Source organism: Rhodococcoides fascians A44A, assembly GCF_000760735.1.
GTDB classification, from domain to species: domain Bacteria; phylum Actinomycetota; class Actinomycetes; order Mycobacteriales; family Mycobacteriaceae; genus Rhodococcoides; species Rhodococcoides fascians_E.
The window spans coordinates 1-17764 of the sequence record NZ_JMEX01000005.1; the positions used below are offsets into that span (position 1 = coordinate 1).

The 17764-nt window shown below is 64.9% G+C and carries 17 protein-coding genes; all 17 read left to right on the plus strand.

What is annotated here, in order from left to right; genetic code table 11:
* The first annotated feature begins 276 nt into the window (after positions 1 to 276).
* The 17 genes from BH95_RS28165 to der all read left to right on the plus strand — a co-directional run bounded on the left by BH95_RS28165 (position 277) and on the right by der (position 17743).
* The gene (locus BH95_RS28165) at positions 277 to 1170 is read left to right on the plus strand and encodes a hypothetical protein (RefSeq protein ID WP_019667885.1); all 894 of its coding nucleotides are present in this window, start codon (positions 277 to 279) and stop codon (positions 1168 to 1170) included.
* Entirely contained in the window at positions 1167 to 2183 is a 1017-nt protein-coding gene (locus BH95_RS03955) for an HAD-IIA family hydrolase (protein ID WP_037181126.1), read from the plus strand. Before BH95_RS28165 ends, BH95_RS03955 begins: the two co-directional genes overlap by 4 nt.
* Positions 2184 to 2241: 58 nt before the next feature.
* Positions 2242 to 2457 (plus strand): hypothetical protein, encoded by a 216-nt coding sequence (locus BH95_RS03960; protein WP_019667883.1) that lies wholly within the window; start codon positions 2242 to 2244, stop codon positions 2455 to 2457.
* Between the two features lies 1 nt (position 2458).
* Positions 2459 to 3286 (plus strand): TlyA family RNA methyltransferase, encoded by an 828-nt coding sequence (locus BH95_RS03965; RefSeq protein ID WP_037181127.1) that lies wholly within the window; start codon positions 2459 to 2461, stop codon positions 3284 to 3286.
* Complete coding sequence (locus tag BH95_RS03970; RefSeq protein WP_037181129.1) at positions 3283 to 4239, plus strand: NAD kinase; 957 nt, start codon at positions 3283 to 3285, stop codon at positions 4237 to 4239. Before BH95_RS03965 ends, BH95_RS03970 begins: the two co-directional genes overlap by 4 nt.
* Positions 4240 to 4241: 2 nt before the next feature.
* On the plus strand, positions 4242 to 6008 hold the full coding sequence (recN, locus tag BH95_RS03975) for a DNA repair protein RecN (RefSeq protein ID WP_208601139.1): 1767 nt from the start codon (positions 4242 to 4244) through the stop codon (positions 6006 to 6008).
* A gap of 157 nt (positions 6009 to 6165) precedes the next feature.
* Entirely contained in the window at positions 6166 to 7350 is a 1185-nt protein-coding gene (gene steA / locus BH95_RS03980) for a putative cytokinetic ring protein SteA (RefSeq protein ID WP_026348257.1), read from the plus strand.
* Positions 7347 to 8291 (plus strand): copper transporter, encoded by a 945-nt coding sequence (locus BH95_RS03985; protein ID WP_141216379.1) that lies wholly within the window; start codon positions 7347 to 7349, stop codon positions 8289 to 8291. Before steA ends, BH95_RS03985 begins: the two co-directional genes overlap by 4 nt.
* Before the next feature lie 152 nt (positions 8292 to 8443).
* Positions 8444 to 10189 carry a CTP synthase gene (locus BH95_RS03990; protein WP_037181132.1) on the plus strand — a complete coding sequence of 582 codons (1746 nt, stop codon included), beginning with the start codon at positions 8444 to 8446 and terminating at the stop codon, positions 10187 to 10189.
* Positions 10186 to 10842 (plus strand): NUDIX domain-containing protein, encoded by a 657-nt coding sequence (locus tag BH95_RS03995; protein ID WP_033188363.1) that lies wholly within the window; start codon positions 10186 to 10188, stop codon positions 10840 to 10842. The genes BH95_RS03990 and BH95_RS03995 overlap by 4 nt, the downstream gene beginning before the upstream one ends.
* A 7-nt stretch (positions 10843 to 10849) precedes the next feature.
* The gene (gene xerD, locus BH95_RS04000) at positions 10850 to 11764 is read left to right on the plus strand and encodes a site-specific tyrosine recombinase XerD (RefSeq protein WP_037159467.1); all 915 of its coding nucleotides are present in this window, start codon (positions 10850 to 10852) and stop codon (positions 11762 to 11764) included.
* Positions 11765 to 12069: 305 nt separating this feature from the next.
* Positions 12070 to 12969, plus strand: a complete 900-nt coding sequence (locus tag BH95_RS04010; RefSeq protein ID WP_026348255.1) for a ParA family protein — start codon at positions 12070 to 12072, stop codon at positions 12967 to 12969.
* A gap of 3 nt (positions 12970 to 12972) precedes the next feature.
* Entirely contained in the window at positions 12973 to 13812 is an 840-nt protein-coding gene (locus tag BH95_RS04015) for a segregation and condensation protein A (protein WP_019667872.1), read from the plus strand.
* On the plus strand, positions 13805 to 14488 hold the full coding sequence (gene scpB / locus BH95_RS04020) for an SMC-Scp complex subunit ScpB (protein WP_037159470.1): 684 nt from the start codon (positions 13805 to 13807) through the stop codon (positions 14486 to 14488). The genes BH95_RS04015 and scpB overlap by 8 nt, the downstream gene beginning before the upstream one ends.
* Positions 14489 to 14499: 11 nt before the next feature.
* Positions 14500 to 15603: a pseudouridine synthase gene (locus BH95_RS04025; RefSeq protein WP_080737951.1), complete on the plus strand. Its 1104-nt coding sequence runs from the start codon at positions 14500 to 14502 to the stop codon at positions 15601 to 15603.
* Positions 15603 to 16301, plus strand: coding sequence for a (d)CMP kinase (cmk, locus tag BH95_RS04030; RefSeq protein WP_033188366.1), 699 nt, complete (start codon positions 15603 to 15605; stop codon positions 16299 to 16301). Before BH95_RS04025 ends, cmk begins: the two co-directional genes overlap by 1 nt.
* Complete coding sequence (der, locus tag BH95_RS04035) at positions 16298 to 17743, plus strand: ribosome biogenesis GTPase Der (protein WP_019667868.1); 1446 nt, start codon at positions 16298 to 16300, stop codon at positions 17741 to 17743. The genes cmk and der overlap by 4 nt, the downstream gene beginning before the upstream one ends.
* Positions 17744 to 17764: the final 21 nt, after the last annotated feature.

Sequence of the window (17764 nt, forward strand, 5' to 3'; positions counted from 1 at the left end):
CGAGCACCCACGAAAACACCCCCCGAATGTGCGCTGACACCACCACCACACGCACAACAGAGGGTGAATCGACTCATCGGACCCGGAGACTCAGTACGAAACCAGAGGTCCGGAACAGTACGAGTGGATGCGTCTATGTTCTGGTCGTCGCGCATGTGTAGTTGCGTAACCCACATCGGGGGTCTGCAATTTTCAGTTTTCAACCCATTCTCTGTTTGGATGAACGGTGTCGGTCGACCGACGCAGAGCTTTATCTCTTTATAGAAAGGACCCGTTGTGCCGGAAGACAGCAACGACCGCCGCTCCTTCCGTGGCGACGGAAACCCTCGCTCCAACGATTCGCGGGGCCGTGCCGGCGGTGGCGCAGGCCGTTCGGGCAATCCTCGTCGAGGCGAGGGCGGTGGAGGTAGGTCCGACGGGCCTCCTCGTCGTCGAGGCGGTGAAGGCGGATTCTCGGGCGATCGCAGGGGAAGCGGACCCGCGGACAGGCGTCCGCCGCGTCCCGAGGAGCCGGATCTGCCCGACGAGGTCGAGGCCGGTCAACTCGAGCCTGCGATCCGTCGTGATCTGTTGAGTCTCGACAAGAACAATGCCACCGCTGTTGCACGGCATCTCGTGATGGCGAGCCGCTTGCTCGACGACGATCCGCAACTCGCGCTGCAGCATGCACGTGCTGCGCGGCAGCGAGCGGGACGTATCGCCGTCGTCCGCGAGACTGCTGGTGTGACTGCCTACCACGCCGGTGAGTGGGCGGAGGCTCTGTCCGAGCTCCGTGCAGCTCGTCGTATGGCCGGTGGACCGGGCCATCTGGCGGTGATGGCGGATTGCGAGCGCGGCTTGGGTCGTCCGGAGCGAGCTATCGAACTCGGTCGAAGCGACGAGGCGCGGGAGCTGACCGGTGAGGCGGCGTCGGAGCTGCGTATCGTCGTTGCCGGTGCGCGTATGGATCTGAGCCAGTTCGATCAGGCAGTGGTGACGCTGCAGACTCCTGATCTCGATGCATCGCGTTCGGGCACCGCGGCTGCGCGGCTGTTCTACGTGTACGCCGACGCTCTGGTGGCGGCAGGCCGCGTCGAAGAGGGCGTCAAGTGGTTCCTCAACGCGGCCGCAGCCGACGTCGACGGAGAGACGGACGCCGAGGAGCGCGTCGAGGAGCTGTCCGGGCAGTGACCACTGATTCGGTTCTGAGGTCTCAGCACGACGTTCTGTTGCTCGATCTGGACGGCACCGTCTACCAGGGCAAGGATCCGATTCCGGGAGCGGTGGAGTACCTGCGCGGTCGTTCGGAGGACTCCGGGCGTACCGAGAAGCAGTATTTCGTCACCAACAATGCGAGTCGGTCGCCGTCGGATGTTGCGCAGCATCTCGTCGAGCTCGGGTTCGATACGTCGGAGGAGTTCGTGGTGACCAGTGCCCAGGTCGCTGCTCGGATGCTCGCTGAGCGTGTCCCTGCCGGCTCGACGGTCGTGGTGGTCGGCACGGATGCATTGTCGGCGGAGATTTCACTGGTGGGTCTGAGTCCGGTTCGTCGAGCCGAGGGCGAGCCTGCTGCCGTCGTTCAGGGGCACAATCCGGCGACGGATTGGGGAGTTCTCGCCGAAGCCGCGTTCGCCATCCGCGGAGGAGCTGTGTGGGTAGCCACCAACACCGACGCGACCCTGCCGACCGAAAGAGGTCTTGCGCCCGGCAACGGATCGATGGTCGCTGCCGTTCGAACGGCGACCGGCAGCGAGCCGCTGGTGGCAGGAAAGCCGGCGGCGCCCATCATGCAGGACGCCATTCGATTGAGTGAGGCTGCGAGCCCGCTGGTCGTCGGCGACAGGTTGGACACGGACATCGCCGGTGCCTGCACCATCGGCATTCCGTCGCTGCTCGTGCTCACCGGCGTCAGCAGTGCGTTGGATGCGGTGCGTGCGGTGCCGTCGGAGCGTCCGACGCACATCGGTTTCGACCTCGACGTGCTGAATCTGCCCTCCGACAAGTCTCGGGTCGGGGCGAAGCAAGGTTGGTCCGCTGAGGTCCGGGACGCTGCGCTGGTGGTGACCTACAGGGGAACCGACGCACCGGATACCGTGGACGGACTCCTGACAGCAGCCGACGCTGCGTATCGTTCCGATCGAGAGTGGAACACCGTGACGGTCGACGGGGTCGGCACCGAGGTGCTCGCTCGACTGCTTACGTAACCGGCGCGGCGTCGGGCGCTCGGGCACACGTCGGACCTATCCGATAGCGTTAGCGTCGATGAGCACGTCGATTCCACTTCCAGGGCAGCACCGCCCGCAGGATTCAGCGACCCCCGATGTCGACCCGAGCGCCGTCGTGTCGGAGGTCGACGCTTTGCTGGACCGGCTGCCGGGTGAGGGCGACGCACCGATGGATCTGAACGTTCAGGCGCAGATTCTCGGACGGGCGCACGACGTCCTCGTTCATGCGCTCTCCTCCGTGGACAAGAGCTGACATGGCACGACGCGCACGCGTCGACGCCGAGCTCGTTCGTCGTGGCTTGGCGCGCTCGAGGGAACACGCTGTGGAGCTGATCGCTGCCGGGCGGGTGAAGATCTCGGGAACGGTAGCAACCAAGCCTGCGACGGCCGTGGAGGCCGGTACGCCGTTGCTGGTGTCGGAGGCCGAAAACGAAACTCAGTGGGCGTCGAGAGGTGCACACAAGCTTCTGGGAGCACTCGAGGTGTTCGAGCGAGATGGCTTCTCGGTCGCGGGCAAACGGTGCCTCGATGCAGGGGCGTCGACGGGCGGGTTCACCGATGTTCTGCTGAGCAAGGACGCGAAGGAAGTCGTCGCTGTCGACGTCGGGTACGGCCAACTCGTCTGGCGCTTGCAGTCCGACGAGCGGGTTCATGTCGTCGATCGAACCAACGTGCGTTCCATCGATGCTGACACGATCGGAGGTCGTGTCGAGGTCGTGGTCGCGGACCTGTCGTTCATCTCGCTCAAACTGGTGTTGCCTGCGTTCGTGGCGTGCACGGCGACCGACGCGGACCTGGCATTGATGGTGAAGCCGCAGTTCGAGGTCGGCAAGGACCGTGTCGGTTCAGGCGGTGTGGTTCGTGATCCGCAGCTGCGCATCGAGACGGTCGTCGACGTGGCACGAGCAGCTGCCGAGCTGAACTTGTCGCTTCGGGACGTGACGGCGAGTCCGCTTCCCGGTCCCTCGGGCAACGTCGAGTATTTTTTGTGGCTACGATCGCACTCGTCCGCGCAGGAACCTGCTGCGGATGCCGATGTGCAGGCCTTGGTAGAACGCGCGGTCGAGGAGGGCCCACAATGACTTTCGTTCCGGCGACTACTCCGGTGCGCGAGGTCTTGCTGGTCGCTCATCCGGGTCGTCGCGAGATAGCCGACACCGCCAGACGGGTCGCGAAGGTGCTGGGTGAAGCGGGCATTCGCCTGCGCGTGTTGTTGGACGAGGTGGACTCGTCGCGTATCGAAGCCGTCGGCCCTACCGGTACCGACGTGACACTCGGTGCAGATCTGGAACTGTCGGTCGTCGAGTTCGGTCCCGACGCCGCCGCGGGTTGTGAGCTGGTGCTGGTGCTGGGCGGGGACGGTACGTTTCTGCGGGCAGCGGAACTGGCACGCAGCGCGGACATTCCGGTGCTGGGGATCAATCTCGGACGTATCGGGTTCCTTGCCGAAGCGGAGGCCGAGAATCTCGAAGAGGTACTCACCCGAGTGGTGAGTCGGGAGTACCGCGTCGAGCAGCGAATGACGTTGGACATTGCGGTGCGCGTCGGCGACCGGATTGTCGAGCGAGGCTGGGCCTTGAACGAGGCAAGCATCGAGAACGGTTCACGCCTCGGCGTCCTCGAGGTCGTGTTGGAGGTCGACGATCGTCCCGTCTCCGCGTTCGGCTGCGACGGGGTGTTGATCGCGACGCCCACAGGGTCGACGGCCTATGCCTTCTCGGCCGGCGGTCCGGTGGTGTGGCCCGAGTTGGAGGCGATTCTGGTCATCCCCAGCAATGCGCACGCGTTGTTCGCGCGTCCTCTGGTGACCAGTCCGGAGTCGTTCATCGCCGTGGAAACGGATGCCGCCGGGCACGATGCGTTGGTGTTCTGTGATGGACGTAGAACCATGAAGTTGCCTGCCGGCGGCCGCGTCGAAGTCATCCGTGGGGGCACGCCGATTCGGTGGGTTCGCCTGGATTCGGCGCCGTTCGCCGATCGAATGGTCACCAAGTTCGCGCTACCTACATCAGGATGGCGGGGGAGAGCGAGGTAAGCATGCTCGAAGAGATTCGAATCGACAGCCTCGGAGTCATTTCAACTGCAAGCGCACAGTTCCACGAAGGACTCACAGTCCTGACCGGTGAAACGGGTGCGGGCAAGACGATGGTCGTCACGAGCCTGCACCTGCTGTCGGGTGCCCGCGCCGACGCAGGCAGGGTGCGCCTCGGCGCCGATCGTGCAGTCGTCGAGGGCAGGTTCAGCACCGAAACCGCGTCGGCGCAAGTTGTCGACGAGGTCGAGCGTGTACTCGAATCGGCCGGGGCTCAGCGCGACGAGGACGACTCCATCATCGCGTTGCGGACCGTCAACGCAGACGGACGATCGCGCGCCCACCTCGGGGGCAGAAGTGTCCCGGCAGCAATTCTGTCCGGCTTCACCGATTCGTTGCTGACCGTCCATGGCCAGAACGATCAGTTGCGGCTGCTCCGCGCGGACCGTCAGCTCGATGCGCTCGACCGGTTCGCAGGTGACTCGGTCGCCACGCCGCTGAAGAAGTATCGCACCGCACGCACCGAGTGGCTCGCTGCCAGAACCGAACTCATCGACCGCACCGAGCGCAGCCGCGAGCTGGCACAGGAAGCCGACCGGTTGCAGTTCGGCCTACAGGAGATCGATGCCATCGCGCCCGAGATGGGCGAGGACGTCACCATCGCCTCCGACGTGCGACGGCTCGGCGACCTGGATTCGCTGCGCGAAGCCGCCGAAGGTGCCGGCGCAGCGCTGGTTGGGGCTGCGGACGACGTCGGCGACGGCATTTCGGCTCTTCATCTTCTGGGCGAGGCCAGAACAAGGCTTGAACAGACCGACGACACCACGTTGACCGATCTGCTGCCCCGGCTGAACGACGCGTTGGCGTTGGTCACCGATATCGGCGCGGACATCACGAGCTATCTCTCCGACCTACCGTCCGATCCGTCCGCGCTCGAGACGATGCTCAACCGTCAGTCCGAGCTGAAGTCGTTGACGCGGAAGTACGCAGCGGATGTCGACGGTGTCATCGCGTGGGCCGACGATGCGCGTGATCGTCTGTCGAAGATCGATGTGTCGGCCGACGCTCTCGCCGAATTGTCCGCGAAGGTCGAATCCGCTGCGGTCGAGGTGTCCGCGGCAGCGAGCAAACTGACGGCTGCGCGAGCCAAGGCAGCCGCGAAGCTGGCCAAAGCCGTCAGCACAGAGCTGGCGGGTCTGGCGATGGGCAAAGCCAACTTGCAGCTGGATCTGCGCACGATCCCCGCCGGACCCCAGGACTCCGCGCCGCTGTCGGTCGACGGTGCAGAGCTTCATGCCGGTGCCAGCGGTGTCGACGAGGTCGAGTTCAAACTGTCGGCGCACGACGGGGCTCAGGCGCTACCCATCAGCAAGAGCGCCTCAGGCGGCGAACTGTCCCGCGTGATGTTGGCGCTCGAGGTCGTGTTGGCAGGGTCCGACAAGGGCGCCACCATGGTCTTCGACGAGGTCGATGCCGGTGTCGGTGGTCGCGCAGCGGTCGAGGTCGGACGACGGCTGGCTCGCCTGGCGAGGACGCACCAGGTCATCGTCGTCACTCACCTGCCTCAGGTAGCTGCATTCGCCGACACACATCTGGTGGTCGACAAAGCGGACACGAAGAAGGGCGCTGCCAACAGCGGCGTGAAAACACTGTCCTCGTCGGAAAGAGTCGTCGAGTTGGCCCGAATGTTGGCAGGTCTGGACGACACCGAAACCGGTCGGGCCCACGCAGAAGAACTACTCGCCACCGCCCGCGCAGACCGACAAAAATAACCGCCGCAGCTTCGATCCGGTCATTCCTGCAGGCTCCACTCCTTCCTTCCGGTCATTCCTGCAGGCTCCACTCCTGCTGGTACAGATGTGACCAGTGTGGTAATTGGTTCGGCGCGCCTCCACCGTCGGGCGTGTCGTCGGCGTCATCATGGGTGCCATGAAGATGCCGGCTCTGCTGTCACGCAATCAGGATTCGCTGCCCGGAATCAGTGGTATCGCCCGGGTCGATCGCAACACTGCCAAGCTGCTGAAACGCGTCGGTCCAGGGGACATCGTCGTGCTCGACGAGCTCGATCTGGACAGGCTGACGGCGGATGCGCTCGTTTCGGCGGGTGTGCTGGCGGTCGTCAACGCCTCCCCGTCGATCTCGGGAAGGTATCCCAATCTCGGACCCGAGGTGATCGTCGCGAACGGCATCACCCTGATCGACTCGGCCGGCGCCGAGGTGTTCAAGAAGATCAAGGACGGGTCGAAGATCCGCTTGAACGACGGCGGCGTCTACACGGGCGACCGTCGCCTCGCCAAAGGTGAGGAGCAGAGCGAAGCCGAGATCTCCGATCGGATGATCGAGGCCAAGACCGGTCTGGTCGACCATCTGGAGGCGTTCTCGGGCAACACGATCGAGTTCATCCGCACCGAGAGTCCGTTGCTGATCGACGGTGTCGGCGTGCCGGACATCGACATCGTGTTGCAGGATCGCCATGTCGTGGTGGTGGCCGACGGTCCCGGTCACGCCGAGGACTTGAAGAATCTCAAGCCGTTCATCAAGGAGTACCAGCCGATCATCATCGGTGTCGGCGCCGGCGCGGACACGGCGATGAAGGCGGGATACCGACCCGATCTGATCGTCGGAGACCCCGAGGAGATCACGGCGCAGACCCTCAAGTCCGGCGCGGAGGTCGTTCTTCCTGCCGACTCCGACGGTCACGCCAACGGTCTCGAGCGCATCCAGGATCTGGGCATCGGCGCGATGACGTTCCCGGCGACGGGCGCGCCCGCCGATCTGGCACTGCTGCTGGCCGACCACCACGGGGCGTCGTTGATCGTCACAGTCGGTAGCCCGGCAAGTCTGGACGAGTTCTTCGACCGCGGTCGTCGCAACACCAATCCCGCGGCCTTCATGACCCGCCTGAAGGTGGGCGCGAAATTGGTGGACGCCAAAGCCGTTGCGACTCTGTATCGCAGTCGCGTCTCCGGCGGGGCCATCGCTCTGCTGATTCTTGCGGCTCTGGTTGCGGTGATCGTCGCTCTGGTGGTGTCCAACATGGGCGGCGACGTGCTCGATTGGGCTGTGAACCTCTGGAATCAGTTCGCGACGTGGGTTCAGGGGCTGCTCGCGTGATTTCGATGCGTCAACATGCCATTTCGATCGCGGCGATCTTCGTTGCTCTTGCGATCGGAGTGGTTCTCGGTTCCGGGTTGCTGTCGAGCGGCCTCGTCTCGGGCCTTCGCGACGACAAGACCGATCTCGAGAACGAAGTCGGTGCGCTGCAGGACACCAACAATCAACTCGGTGAGCAGCTGAACTCAGCGGACGGTTTCGACGCTGCGGTGTCAGGCCGCGTCGTACGCGACGCGTTGCTGGACAGGAGTGTCGTCGTCATCAGCACTCCCGACGCGGACCCAGGCGACGTCGACGGCGTGACGCGGTCCATCGAGGCGTCGGGCGCTGCGGTGACGGGCCGGGTGTCGCTCACCGACTCGTTCGTCTCCGCTGCGAGCGGCGACGATCTGCGGACGCGACTCACCAACGTGGTGCCTGCCGGGATTCAATTGCGCACGGGTGCAGTGGATCAGGGCAGCATGGCCGGTGATCTGCTCGGTTCGGTGTTGTTGCTGAACGCACAGACCGCAGAGCCTCAGTCGACGCCGGAAGAGCTCGCGTTGGCTCTCGAGACGCTGCGCAGCGGCGGGTTCATCGCGTACGACAACGGTGCTGTTGCACCCGCTCAGCTCGCAGTGGTCGTCACCGGTGGTAGTTCCGAGGACGGTGACGGCAATCGAGGTGCGATCGTCGCGAGGTTCGCCGGCGGACTCGACGCCCGGGGAGCGGGCACGGTTCTTGCCGGTCGCACCGGAGCCGCGAACGGGAACGGGCCGGTCGCCGTGGTGCGGGCAGATCCGGCGTTGTCCACGGGCGTGAGCACGGTCGACAACGTCGACCGTGAGGCGGGCCGGATCACGACAACCCTCGCGCTGCAGGAGCAATTGGACGGTGCTGCGGGGCGGTACGGCACCGGGGCCAACTCGACGGCAGTGACGGTGGGAGCCCCCGCGCGGTAACTCGCAGCACAGAAGTGGCGAGTCGTTCGCGTGAACTGCCGTAGTGGTGTTACCGTGAAGACCCGTGGGTAGCAGGCCCATTATGGACGTTGTACCTCTCTTGTCAGCTCTCTGGCAGGAGCAAGCCCTGCAGATTGGTCACGGGAGCATCATTGTCACGCCTTCAGTCGCGATCTGACACCAAGCACATCTTCGTCAGCGGAGGCGTTGCGTCTTCGCTCGGCAAGGGCCTCACGGCGTCGAGCCTCGGGCAGCTACTGACCGCACGTGGCCTTCGCGTCACCATGCAGAAGCTCGATCCCTACCTCAACGTGGATCCGGGCACCATGAATCCGTTCCAGCACGGCGAGGTCTTCGTGACCGAGGACGGCGCGGAGACGGACCTGGACGTCGGCCACTACGAGCGGTTCCTCGATCGCGATCTCTCCGGGTTCGCGAACGTCACCACCGGTCAGGTCTACTCTGCCGTGATCGCCAAGGAACGCCGCGGTGAGTACCTGGGAGACACCGTTCAGGTCATCCCGCACATCACCGACGAGATCAAGAGTCGCATCCTTGCGATGAACGGGCCGGATCTGCAGGGGCATCAGCCCGACGTCGTCATCACCGAGATCGGCGGCACTGTCGGCGATATCGAGTCGCAGCCGTTCCTCGAGGCCGCTCGCCAGGTCCGTCACGACGTCGGACGCGAGAACGTCTTCTTTCTGCATGTGTCGCTGGTTCCGTTCCTCGCCCCGTCGGGCGAGCTGAAGACCAAGCCGACGCAACACTCCGTCGCGGCGCTGCGCAGCATCGGTATTCAGCCGGACGCGTTGATTCTGCGCTGCGATCGGGAGGTCACTCCGGGCCTCAAGAACAAGATCGCGCTCATGTGCGACGTCGACGTCGACGGCTGCATCTCCACCCCCGACGCGCCGTCGATCTACGACATCCCGAAGGTCCTGCACAAGGAAGGCCTGGACGCGTACGTCGTCCGCAAGCTCGGACTTCCGTTCCGTGACGTCGACTGGACGGTGTGGGGCGGTCTCCTCGAGCGTGTTCACGAGCCCCGCGAGACGGTGCGTGTCGGCCTCGTCGGCAAGTACGTCGATCTACCCGACGCTTACCTGTCGGTCACCGAGGCGCTTCGTGCCGGAGGTTTCGCGCACCGGTCGAAGGTCGAGATCAAGTGGGTGCCGTCCGACGAATGCGCGACGCCTGCCGGTGCGCATGCTGCCTTGGGCGATGTCGATGCGGTGCTGATTCCCGGAGGGTTCGGTATTCGCGGTATCGAGGGCAAGCTCGGAGCTATCGAGTTCGCGCGGACACGGAAGGTTCCGCTGCTGGGGTTGTGCCTCGGGTTGCAGTGCATGGTCATCGAGGCGGCGCGCGCGGTGGGCTTGACCGACGCCAATTCGGCCGAGTTCGAGCCGGACACGAAGTACGCCGTCATCTCGACGATGGCGGACCAGGAGGATGCTGTCGCCGGTGAGGCCGATCTCGGTGGAACGATGCGTCTGGGTGCCTACCCGGCGAAGTTGAACAAGGGATCTGTCGTGGCCGGTGCGTACGGTGCGACGGAGGTGTCCGAGCGTCACCGTCATCGGTACGAGGTCAACAACACCTACCGTGACCGAATCTCCAAGAGCGGCTTGGTCTTCAGCGGGACTTCACCCGACGGCCACCTCGTGGAGTTCGTCGAGCTGCCCGCGTCGGTGCATCCGTTCTTCGTCGGTACGCAGGCTCACCCCGAGCTGAAGAGCCGCCCGACGCGTCCGCATCCGCTCTTCGCGGCACTGATCAATGCGGCGTTGAAGTACAAGGCCGCCGAGCGTCTTCCGGTCGATGTGCACGGTGAAGAGGCCACCAAGGATTCCGAGTTCCCGGTGTCCGGTGCCACTACCGAAAGCGTCGGATGACCACTTCGGAATCCGGCTCGGGTCCGCAGGACCGCCACGAGTTCACCACCGTCGCAACCAAAACCGTGTACGAGGGTGCAATTCTGGCGCTTCGGCTCGACCAGGTCGAGATGCCGGGCGGACGTGTGGCCGAGCGTGAGGTCGTCGAACATCACGGCGCTGTGGCGATCGTGGCACTCGACTCGTCGGACCGCGTCGCGATGATCGAGCAGTACCGTCACCCGATCGGTCGGCGCCTGTGGGAGCTGCCTGCCGGTCTGCTCGACGAGCTCGACGAGCCACCTGTCGACGCCGCCAAGCGCGAACTGGCCGAGGAGACCGGTCTTGCCGCGGACACGTGGTCGGTGCTCGTCGACGTGACGGCGTCGCCAGGCTTCACCGACGAGTGTGTGCGGATCTTCCTGGCGGAGGATCTGTCCGAGGTGGACCGCCCAGAAGCACGGGATGAAGAAGCGGACTTGGTGCTGCAATTCGTCCCGTTGACCGAAGCCGTCCAACGCGCCCTGTCCGGTGAGTTCATCAACGCCTCCGCGGTGTCGGGGATCCTCGCCTTGGCAGCGTCCAGGGCTGGGTCGACGCCGCTGCGGCCCGCCGACGCCCCGTGGCCGGATCTTCCGACGACCTTCGAGCTGCGGAAGCGTTCTCACGGATAGGTCAGGGGTGCTGGCGAAGCAGATATCCGCGTATCTCGACCACCTCGAGGTCGAGCGCGGTGCTGCGAAGAACACTCTGTCCTCGTACCGCCGGGATCTTCGGCGGTACGAGGCCTTCCTGTCCGGGCATCACATCGACGATCTCGGAGCCGTCGGCGAACAGGACGTCACCGCGTTCGTCATCGAGCTCCGACGTGGGGGAGACGAGTTTCCACCTCTCGCTGCGAGTTCCGCCGCGCGTACCCTCATCGCGGTCCGCGGGCTGCACAAGTTCGCGGCACTCGAAGGCTTCACCCGCGTCGACGTGGCGAGCGCGGTCAAGCCGCCGACGCCCAGTCGTCGGCTACCCAAGTCTCTGCCGCTGGATCAGGTCATCGCGATTCTCGACGCTGCGACGACGGACGGCGCCGACGCTCCGAGAGGGCTGCGGGACAAGGCGCTACTCGAGTTGCTCTACTCGACGGGTGCTCGTATCTCGGAAGCCGTAGGCCTCGACGTCGACGACATCGACACCGACAACCGTGCGGTACTGCTGCGCGGCAAGGGCGACAAGCAGCGCGTCGTACCGATCGGCCGTCCGGCGGTCGACGCCGTCGACGCGTATCTCGTGCGGGGTCGACCGGCGCTGGCGAAGAAGGCGACTCCTGCGCTGTTTCTCAATGCTCGGAGCGGGCGGTTGTCACGGCAGAGTGCGTGGCAGGTGCTGCACACGGCGGCGGAACGGGCCGGTATCGCCACCGCGGTCTCTCCGCACACATTGCGGCATTCGTTCGCTACGCACCTGCTCGACGGTGGTGCGGATGTGCGCGTCGTTCAGGAACTTCTCGGGCACGCATCGGTGACGACGACGCAGATGTACACCCTTGTCACCGTCAACACGCTTCGTGAAGTGTGGGCCGAGGCGCATCCGCGCGCCCGGTGACATGCTTTGCGCGTGTCCGGCGAAGGTGTCGACCGAGCACGCGGTAGCGTTGGACAGCAGTCGCGAAGGAAGAATCGCACAGTACGAACGGACAGGGGAGCGCTGGAGACGTGTCGACACCGTGGCCGCCAGCGGCGGAGTCTGGTTCGGAGAAGACCTGGGAAGAGTCGACCCCTACGCCTCCCGCTCCACCGGCACCGCAGGGCCCGGCCACGCACTCGGCTCCGGCGAGTGACTCGTCCTATCGAAGCTACGAGGCCACTCCCGACGGCCTCACGCCCCAGCATCCGCACAACGAAGGCGCGTTGTTCCATACGCGTCAGCCCGACACCAGCCGTGAGACGAGAGAAACCATTCCTGCGGCAACCGAATTAGGCCCGACCGGTCGCAAGACCAGGGAGGTCCCCGATCCCCAGCCCTTGGCGAAGCACGGTCCCGCGAAGATCATCGCGATGTGCAACCAGAAGGGTGGCGTCGGCAAGACGACGTCGACGATCAACCTCGGTGCGTCGCTTGCCGCCTACGGCAGGCGTGTCCTGCTCGTCGATCTCGACCCTCAGGGTGCGTTGTCGGCCGGCCTCGGCGTCGCGCACCACGAGCTGGATCTGACGGTCTACAACCTGCTCGTCGAACCGAAGATTTCCGCCGACGACGTCCTGATGCGCACGCGGGTGGAGAATCTGGATCTCCTGCCGAGCAACATCGACCTGTCGGCAGCCGAGATCCAGTTGGTGACCGAGGTGGGCCGCGAGCAGACGCTCGGTCGGGTTCTGCATCCGGTGCTCGATCGGTACGACTACGTGCTCATCGACTGCCAGCCGTCGCTGGGTCTGCTCACCGTCAACGCACTCACCTGCGCCGACGAGGTGCTCATTCCGATGGAGTGCGAGTACTTCAGTCTGCGCGGTCTGGCGCTGCTCAACGACACCGTCGAGAAGGTGCGCGACAGGCTGAATCCTCGGCTGAAGCTGGCCGGCATCGTGGTGACGATGTTCGACGCGAGGACGCTGCATTCGCGTGAGGTCATGACTCGTGTCGTCGAGGTGTTCGGCGACGTCGTCTACGACACGGTGATCACTCGGACGGTCCGGTTCCCCGAGACGTCCGTCGCCGGCGAGCCGATCACCACCTGGGCGCCCAAATCGTCTGGTGCACAAGCCTATCGGTCGTTGGCCCGTGAGGTCATCTACCGTTCCGGTCCGTAACCGATGACCGACACCGCCACCGAGACCACGCCGATCGAAGTACCCGAGAACGAGGACCCGTCGCGTTTTCGTGTTCGGCTGCTCAACTTCGAGGGGCCGTTCGATCTCCTCCTCACACTGATCAGTCAGCATCGCCTCGACGTCACCGAAGTCGCGCTGCACACTGTCACCGACGATTTCATCTCCTTCACCAAGAGCCTGGGCAAGGAGATGGGCCTCGATCAGACGACGGAGTTTCTGGTCGTCGCGGCGACTCTGCTGGATCTGAAAGCGGCGAGGCTGCTGCCGTCGGGTGATGTCGAGGACGCCGAGGATCTTGCCCTTCTCGAAGTGCGCGATCTTCTGTTCGCGCGGTTGTTGCAGTATCGGGCGTACAAGCAGGTTGCTCAGCTCTTCGGCGAGCTCGAGGCAGCAGCCCTGCGTCGGTATCCGCGGTCGGTCTCCGTGGAGGACCGCTACACAGACCTGATCCCCGAGGTGCTGTTGGGCGTCGATGCAGCTCGATTTGCGGACATCGCGGCGGCTGCCTTCCGGCCGAAGCCGATCCCGAAGGTCGGTCTCGATCACATTCACCAGCACTCGGTGTCGGTTCCCGAGCAGGCGAAGTGGGTCATGGAACGGCTGGAGAGCAAAGGCGAGGGCGCATGGACGCCGTTCTCGGAGCTGACCGAGGGATGCGAACACACCGTGGAGATCGTCGCGCGGTTCCTTGCGCTGCTCGAGTTGTTTCGCGAGCAGGTTCTGGCGTTCGAGCAGCCCGAGCCGCTGGGTGAGCTGTTGGTGACGTGGACGGGTAAGGAGAAGTCGGGGCAGGTTCTGGTCTCGGCGGTGGATTATGGATGAGCAACAGCCGCTCGACGTGGAGTCTGCGGAGGAGACGGACGAGCTGGACGACGCCACGCTCGTCTCGGCTCTGGAGGCCGTCCTACTGGTGGTGGATTCGCCGGCATCGAACGAGCAGTTGGCGTCGGCCGTCGGGAGCGATGTCGGACGCGTGAAGACGATTCTCCAGAGGATGTCCGCGGATCTGACCGAACGACGCAGCGGAATCGATCTCCGATACGCCGGTGACGGCTGGCGTTTCTACACGCGCACGGTGTACGCGCCGTACGTGGAGAGGCTGCTTCTCGACGGCGCTCGGTCCAAGCTCACACGCGCGGCATTGGAGACTCTCGCCGTTATCGCATATCGTCAACCGTTGACCCGCGCGCGAGTCAGCGCCGTGCGAGGGGTCAACGTCGACGGAGTGATGCGCACGTTGCTCGCTCGCGGACTGATTTCGGAAGCTGGAGTGGATCCGGAATCGAACGCAACCATGTACTCCACAACCGAGTTGTTCCTCGAACGGCTCGGTCTGGCTTCGCTCACGGATCTGCCACCGCTGGCACCGTTGTTGCCGGGAGTGGACCTGATCGACGAGATCAGTGACAGCATGGATACCGACCCGAGAGTCACCCGCTCCACCAAGAACCGCGGATCGAAACCCGATCCGGTAGCCGAGCTCGACTCGGACGACTGATAGGTAAAGAAGTGAACAAGCCCGCTCGCCGTGATGGCACACCGGACAGGAACAAACGACAGGCTCCGCGTAGGAAGCCGACGACCGGACGGTCGGAGGATCCGCGCGAGAACCGACGCAGGGACGATGCACCCCGCGCCGGAGGACCCCGCAAGGCAGTCCCGCGCAAAGGCGTCGACCAGCGCAAACCCTTCGAGAACAAGCCGGTCGACAGTGGCATCAACGATCGCAGCAACGACGCCGTGCCGCGCAAGAAGCCCTCTCGGCCCAAGCCACCGAAGCCGCAGAAGAAGCAGGCTCCGTCGACCACCATTTCCAACGCGAAGCCCGCGAAGCACCAGTACATCGAGCCCGACGCCAAGCGGCGTCACGTCCCGCGCGGTGAGGGTGTGCGTCTGCAGAAGGTGCTCGCTCAGGCCGGTGTCGCATCGCGCCGGGCTGCCGAAGAACTGATCGCCGACGGTCGCGTCGAGGTCGACGGCCGCATCGTCACCGAGCAGGGAATCCGGATCGATCCGGACGTCGCGATCGTCCGCGTCGACGGCACACGCATCGTCGTGAAGGAAGAACTCGTTCACCTCGCGATGAACAAGCCGCGTGGATGGCAGTGCACCATGTCCGACGATCTGGGACGCCCATGCGTCGGCGACATCGTCTCCGAGCGCGTGCAGGCAGGGCAGCGACTGTTCCACGTCGGACGTCTCGATGCCGACACCGAGGGCCTTCTGCTCTTCACCAACGACGGTGATCTTGCTCACCGCCTGATGCATCCGTCGTACGAGGTGTCGAAGACCTACCTGGCCACGTTGTTCGGCGCGATCCCGCGGGATCTGGGCAAGAAGCTCAAGGCCGGCGTCACCCTCGACGACGGTCCGGTGAAGGTCGACGGGTTCGCGCTCCTCGACATCTCCAACGGCCTGTCACTCGTGCGCGTCACGCTGCACGAGGGCCGCAAGCGCATCGTCAGGCGCCTGTTCGACTCGGTCGGATTCCCGGTCGGTCGCCTCGTGCGCACCGACGTCGGCAACGTTGCTCTCGGCGACCAGCGTCCCGGCACGTTGCGTGTGCTGGGACGCGGCGAGGTCGGCAAGCTCTACGAGTCGGTCGGTCTGTGATGGACGATCTCGGCATCGACGGCCTGGTCATTGCCATGGACGGGCCGTCGGGAACCGGTAAGTCGACGGTCTCGCGCAAGCTCGCCACGGCACTCGACGCTCGGTACCTCGACACCGGTGCGATGTACCGCGTGGCGACGGTGTGGGTGCTGCGCGCCGGGATCGATCCGACGGATTCGGAGAAGGTGGCCGACGTCGTCGCGACGCTTCCTCTGGACATCGGCACCGATCCCGCGGCGGAAGCAGTCACTCTTGCAGGTGAGGACGTCTCGGAAGAGATCCGAGGCGAGGCCGTCACCAAGGCGGTCTCTGCTGTGTCGGCCGTTCCTCGGGTGCGGGAGCTCCTGGTGCAGAAGCAGCGCGACATCTCGGCGTCGTTTCCGCGGATCGTCGTGGAGGGTCGCGACATCGGGACCGTCGTGTTGACCGACGCCGACGTCAAGGTCTTCCTGACGGCGTCGCCGGAAGCACGGGCGGACCGACGCAACAAACAGAACATCTCTCAGGGACGGGTCGACGATTACGAGGCAGTTCTCGCCGACGTCCAACGCCGCGATCATGCGGATTCCACTCGCGCCGTATCTCCGTTGCGGCCTGCCGAGGATTCCGTGATCGTGGATACCAGCGATCTGGGCATGGACGGCGTCATCGACGCGTTGCTCCAGGTTGTGCACGACAGAACTGGAGTGAAGCAGTGACCGAGGAATTCTACGCAGGCGAGGTCGCAGGCGACGGCACGTGGAGCGAAGAGGGGGAGTGGGACCTTCTCGATTACGTCGACGGTGACGATGCAGAGGCAGCGGTCGCAGTCCCGACCCTCGCAGTCGTCGGACGGCCCAACGTGGGAAAGTCGACTCTCGTCAACCGCATCATCGGCCGACGCGAAGCAGTTGTCGAGGACATTCCCGGCGTCACGCGTGACCGAGTGTCCTACGAGGCCAACTGGGCCGGACGTCGGTTCCTGGTGCAGGACACCGGCGGGTGGGAGCCCGACGCCAAGGGGCTGCAGCAGTCCGTTGCGCGCCAGGCCGAGTTGGCGATGAACACCGCCGACGCGATTCTGCTCGTCGTCGACGCACGCGTCGGGTCGACGACGACCGACGAAGCGGTTGCGCGGGTGCTGCGCCGCTCGAAAACCCCGGTGCTGTTGGTGGCCAACAAGGTCGACGACGGACGCACCGAGTCCGAGGTTGCATCACTGTGGTCGCTCGGCCTCGGCGAGCCGAATGCGGTGTCGGCGACGCACGGCCGCGGCACCGGTGATCTGCTCGACCGCGTTCTCGAAGCGCTCCCGGAAACACCCCGCGAAGGTATTCCCGGCGGCGGTCCGAGACGAGTCGCCTTGGTCGGTAAGCCCAACGTCGGCAAGTCGTCGCTGATCAACAAGCTGTCCGGCGACGAGCGATCCGTTGTGCACGACGTTGCAGGCACCACCGTCGACCCCGTCGACTCGCTCGTCGAATTGGGCGGTAAGACATGGCGTTTTGTCGATACGGCCGGCCTGCGCAAGCGAGTCAGCCATGCCAGCGGCGCCGAGTTCTACGCGTCGCTGCGGACGAAATCGGCCATCGAGGCCGCCGAGGTCGCAATCCTGCTCATCGACTCGTCACAGGTCATCTCGGAGCAGGATCTACGAGTTCTGTCGATGGTCGCCGACGCGGGCCGTGCGCTCGTGCTGGCGTTCAACAAGTGGGACCTCGTGGACGAGGACCGTCGACTGCAGTTGGAGAAGGAGATCGATCGCGATCTCGCTCGGGTGCCGTGGGCGCAGCGTGTCAACATCTCCGCGCACACCGGCAGGGCCGTGCAGAAGCTTGTTCCGGCCCTCGAAACAGCTCTCGAGTCCTGGGACAAGCGAATCCCCACCGGCAGGCTCAACAACTGGCTCAAGGAGGTCGTCGCGGCGACACCTCCACCGATGCGTGGTGGGCGTCTGCCGAGAATAATGTTCGCCACCCAGGCGACCACCCGTCCGCCGACATTCGTTCTGTTCACCACAGGCTTCCTCGAGGCCGGCTACCGCCGGTTCATCGAGCGGCGTCTGCGTGAAGAGTTCGGCTTCGACGGCAGCCCCGTCCGTGTCTCGGTCCGTATCCGCGAAAAGCGCGAACGGCCGGGCAAGGGCAACAACCGCCGATAGATTCTCCGCCCACCCCTGACC

Coding starts and splice junctions, on each gene's coding strand:
- BH95_RS03960 (WP_019667883.1), top strand. CDS start 2,242: ATGAGCACGTCGATTCCACTTCCAGGGCAGCACCGCCCGCAGGATTCA.
- BH95_RS03965 (WP_037181127.1), top strand. CDS start 2,459: ATGGCACGACGCGCACGCGTCGACGCCGAGCTCGTTCGTCGTGGCTTG.
- BH95_RS03970 (WP_037181129.1), top strand. CDS start 3,283: ATGACTTTCGTTCCGGCGACTACTCCGGTGCGCGAGGTCTTGCTGGTC.
- recN (WP_208601139.1), top strand. CDS start 4,242: ATGCTCGAAGAGATTCGAATCGACAGCCTCGGAGTCATTTCAACTGCA.
- steA (WP_026348257.1), top strand. CDS start 6,166: ATGAAGATGCCGGCTCTGCTGTCACGCAATCAGGATTCGCTGCCCGGA.
- BH95_RS03995 (WP_033188363.1), top strand. CDS start 10,186: ATGACCACTTCGGAATCCGGCTCGGGTCCGCAGGACCGCCACGAGTTC.
- BH95_RS04015 (WP_019667872.1), top strand. CDS start 12,973: ATGACCGACACCGCCACCGAGACCACGCCGATCGAAGTACCCGAGAAC.
- scpB (WP_037159470.1), top strand. CDS start 13,805: ATGGATGAGCAACAGCCGCTCGACGTGGAGTCTGCGGAGGAGACGGAC.
- cmk (WP_033188366.1), top strand. CDS start 15,603: ATGGACGATCTCGGCATCGACGGCCTGGTCATTGCCATGGACGGGCCG.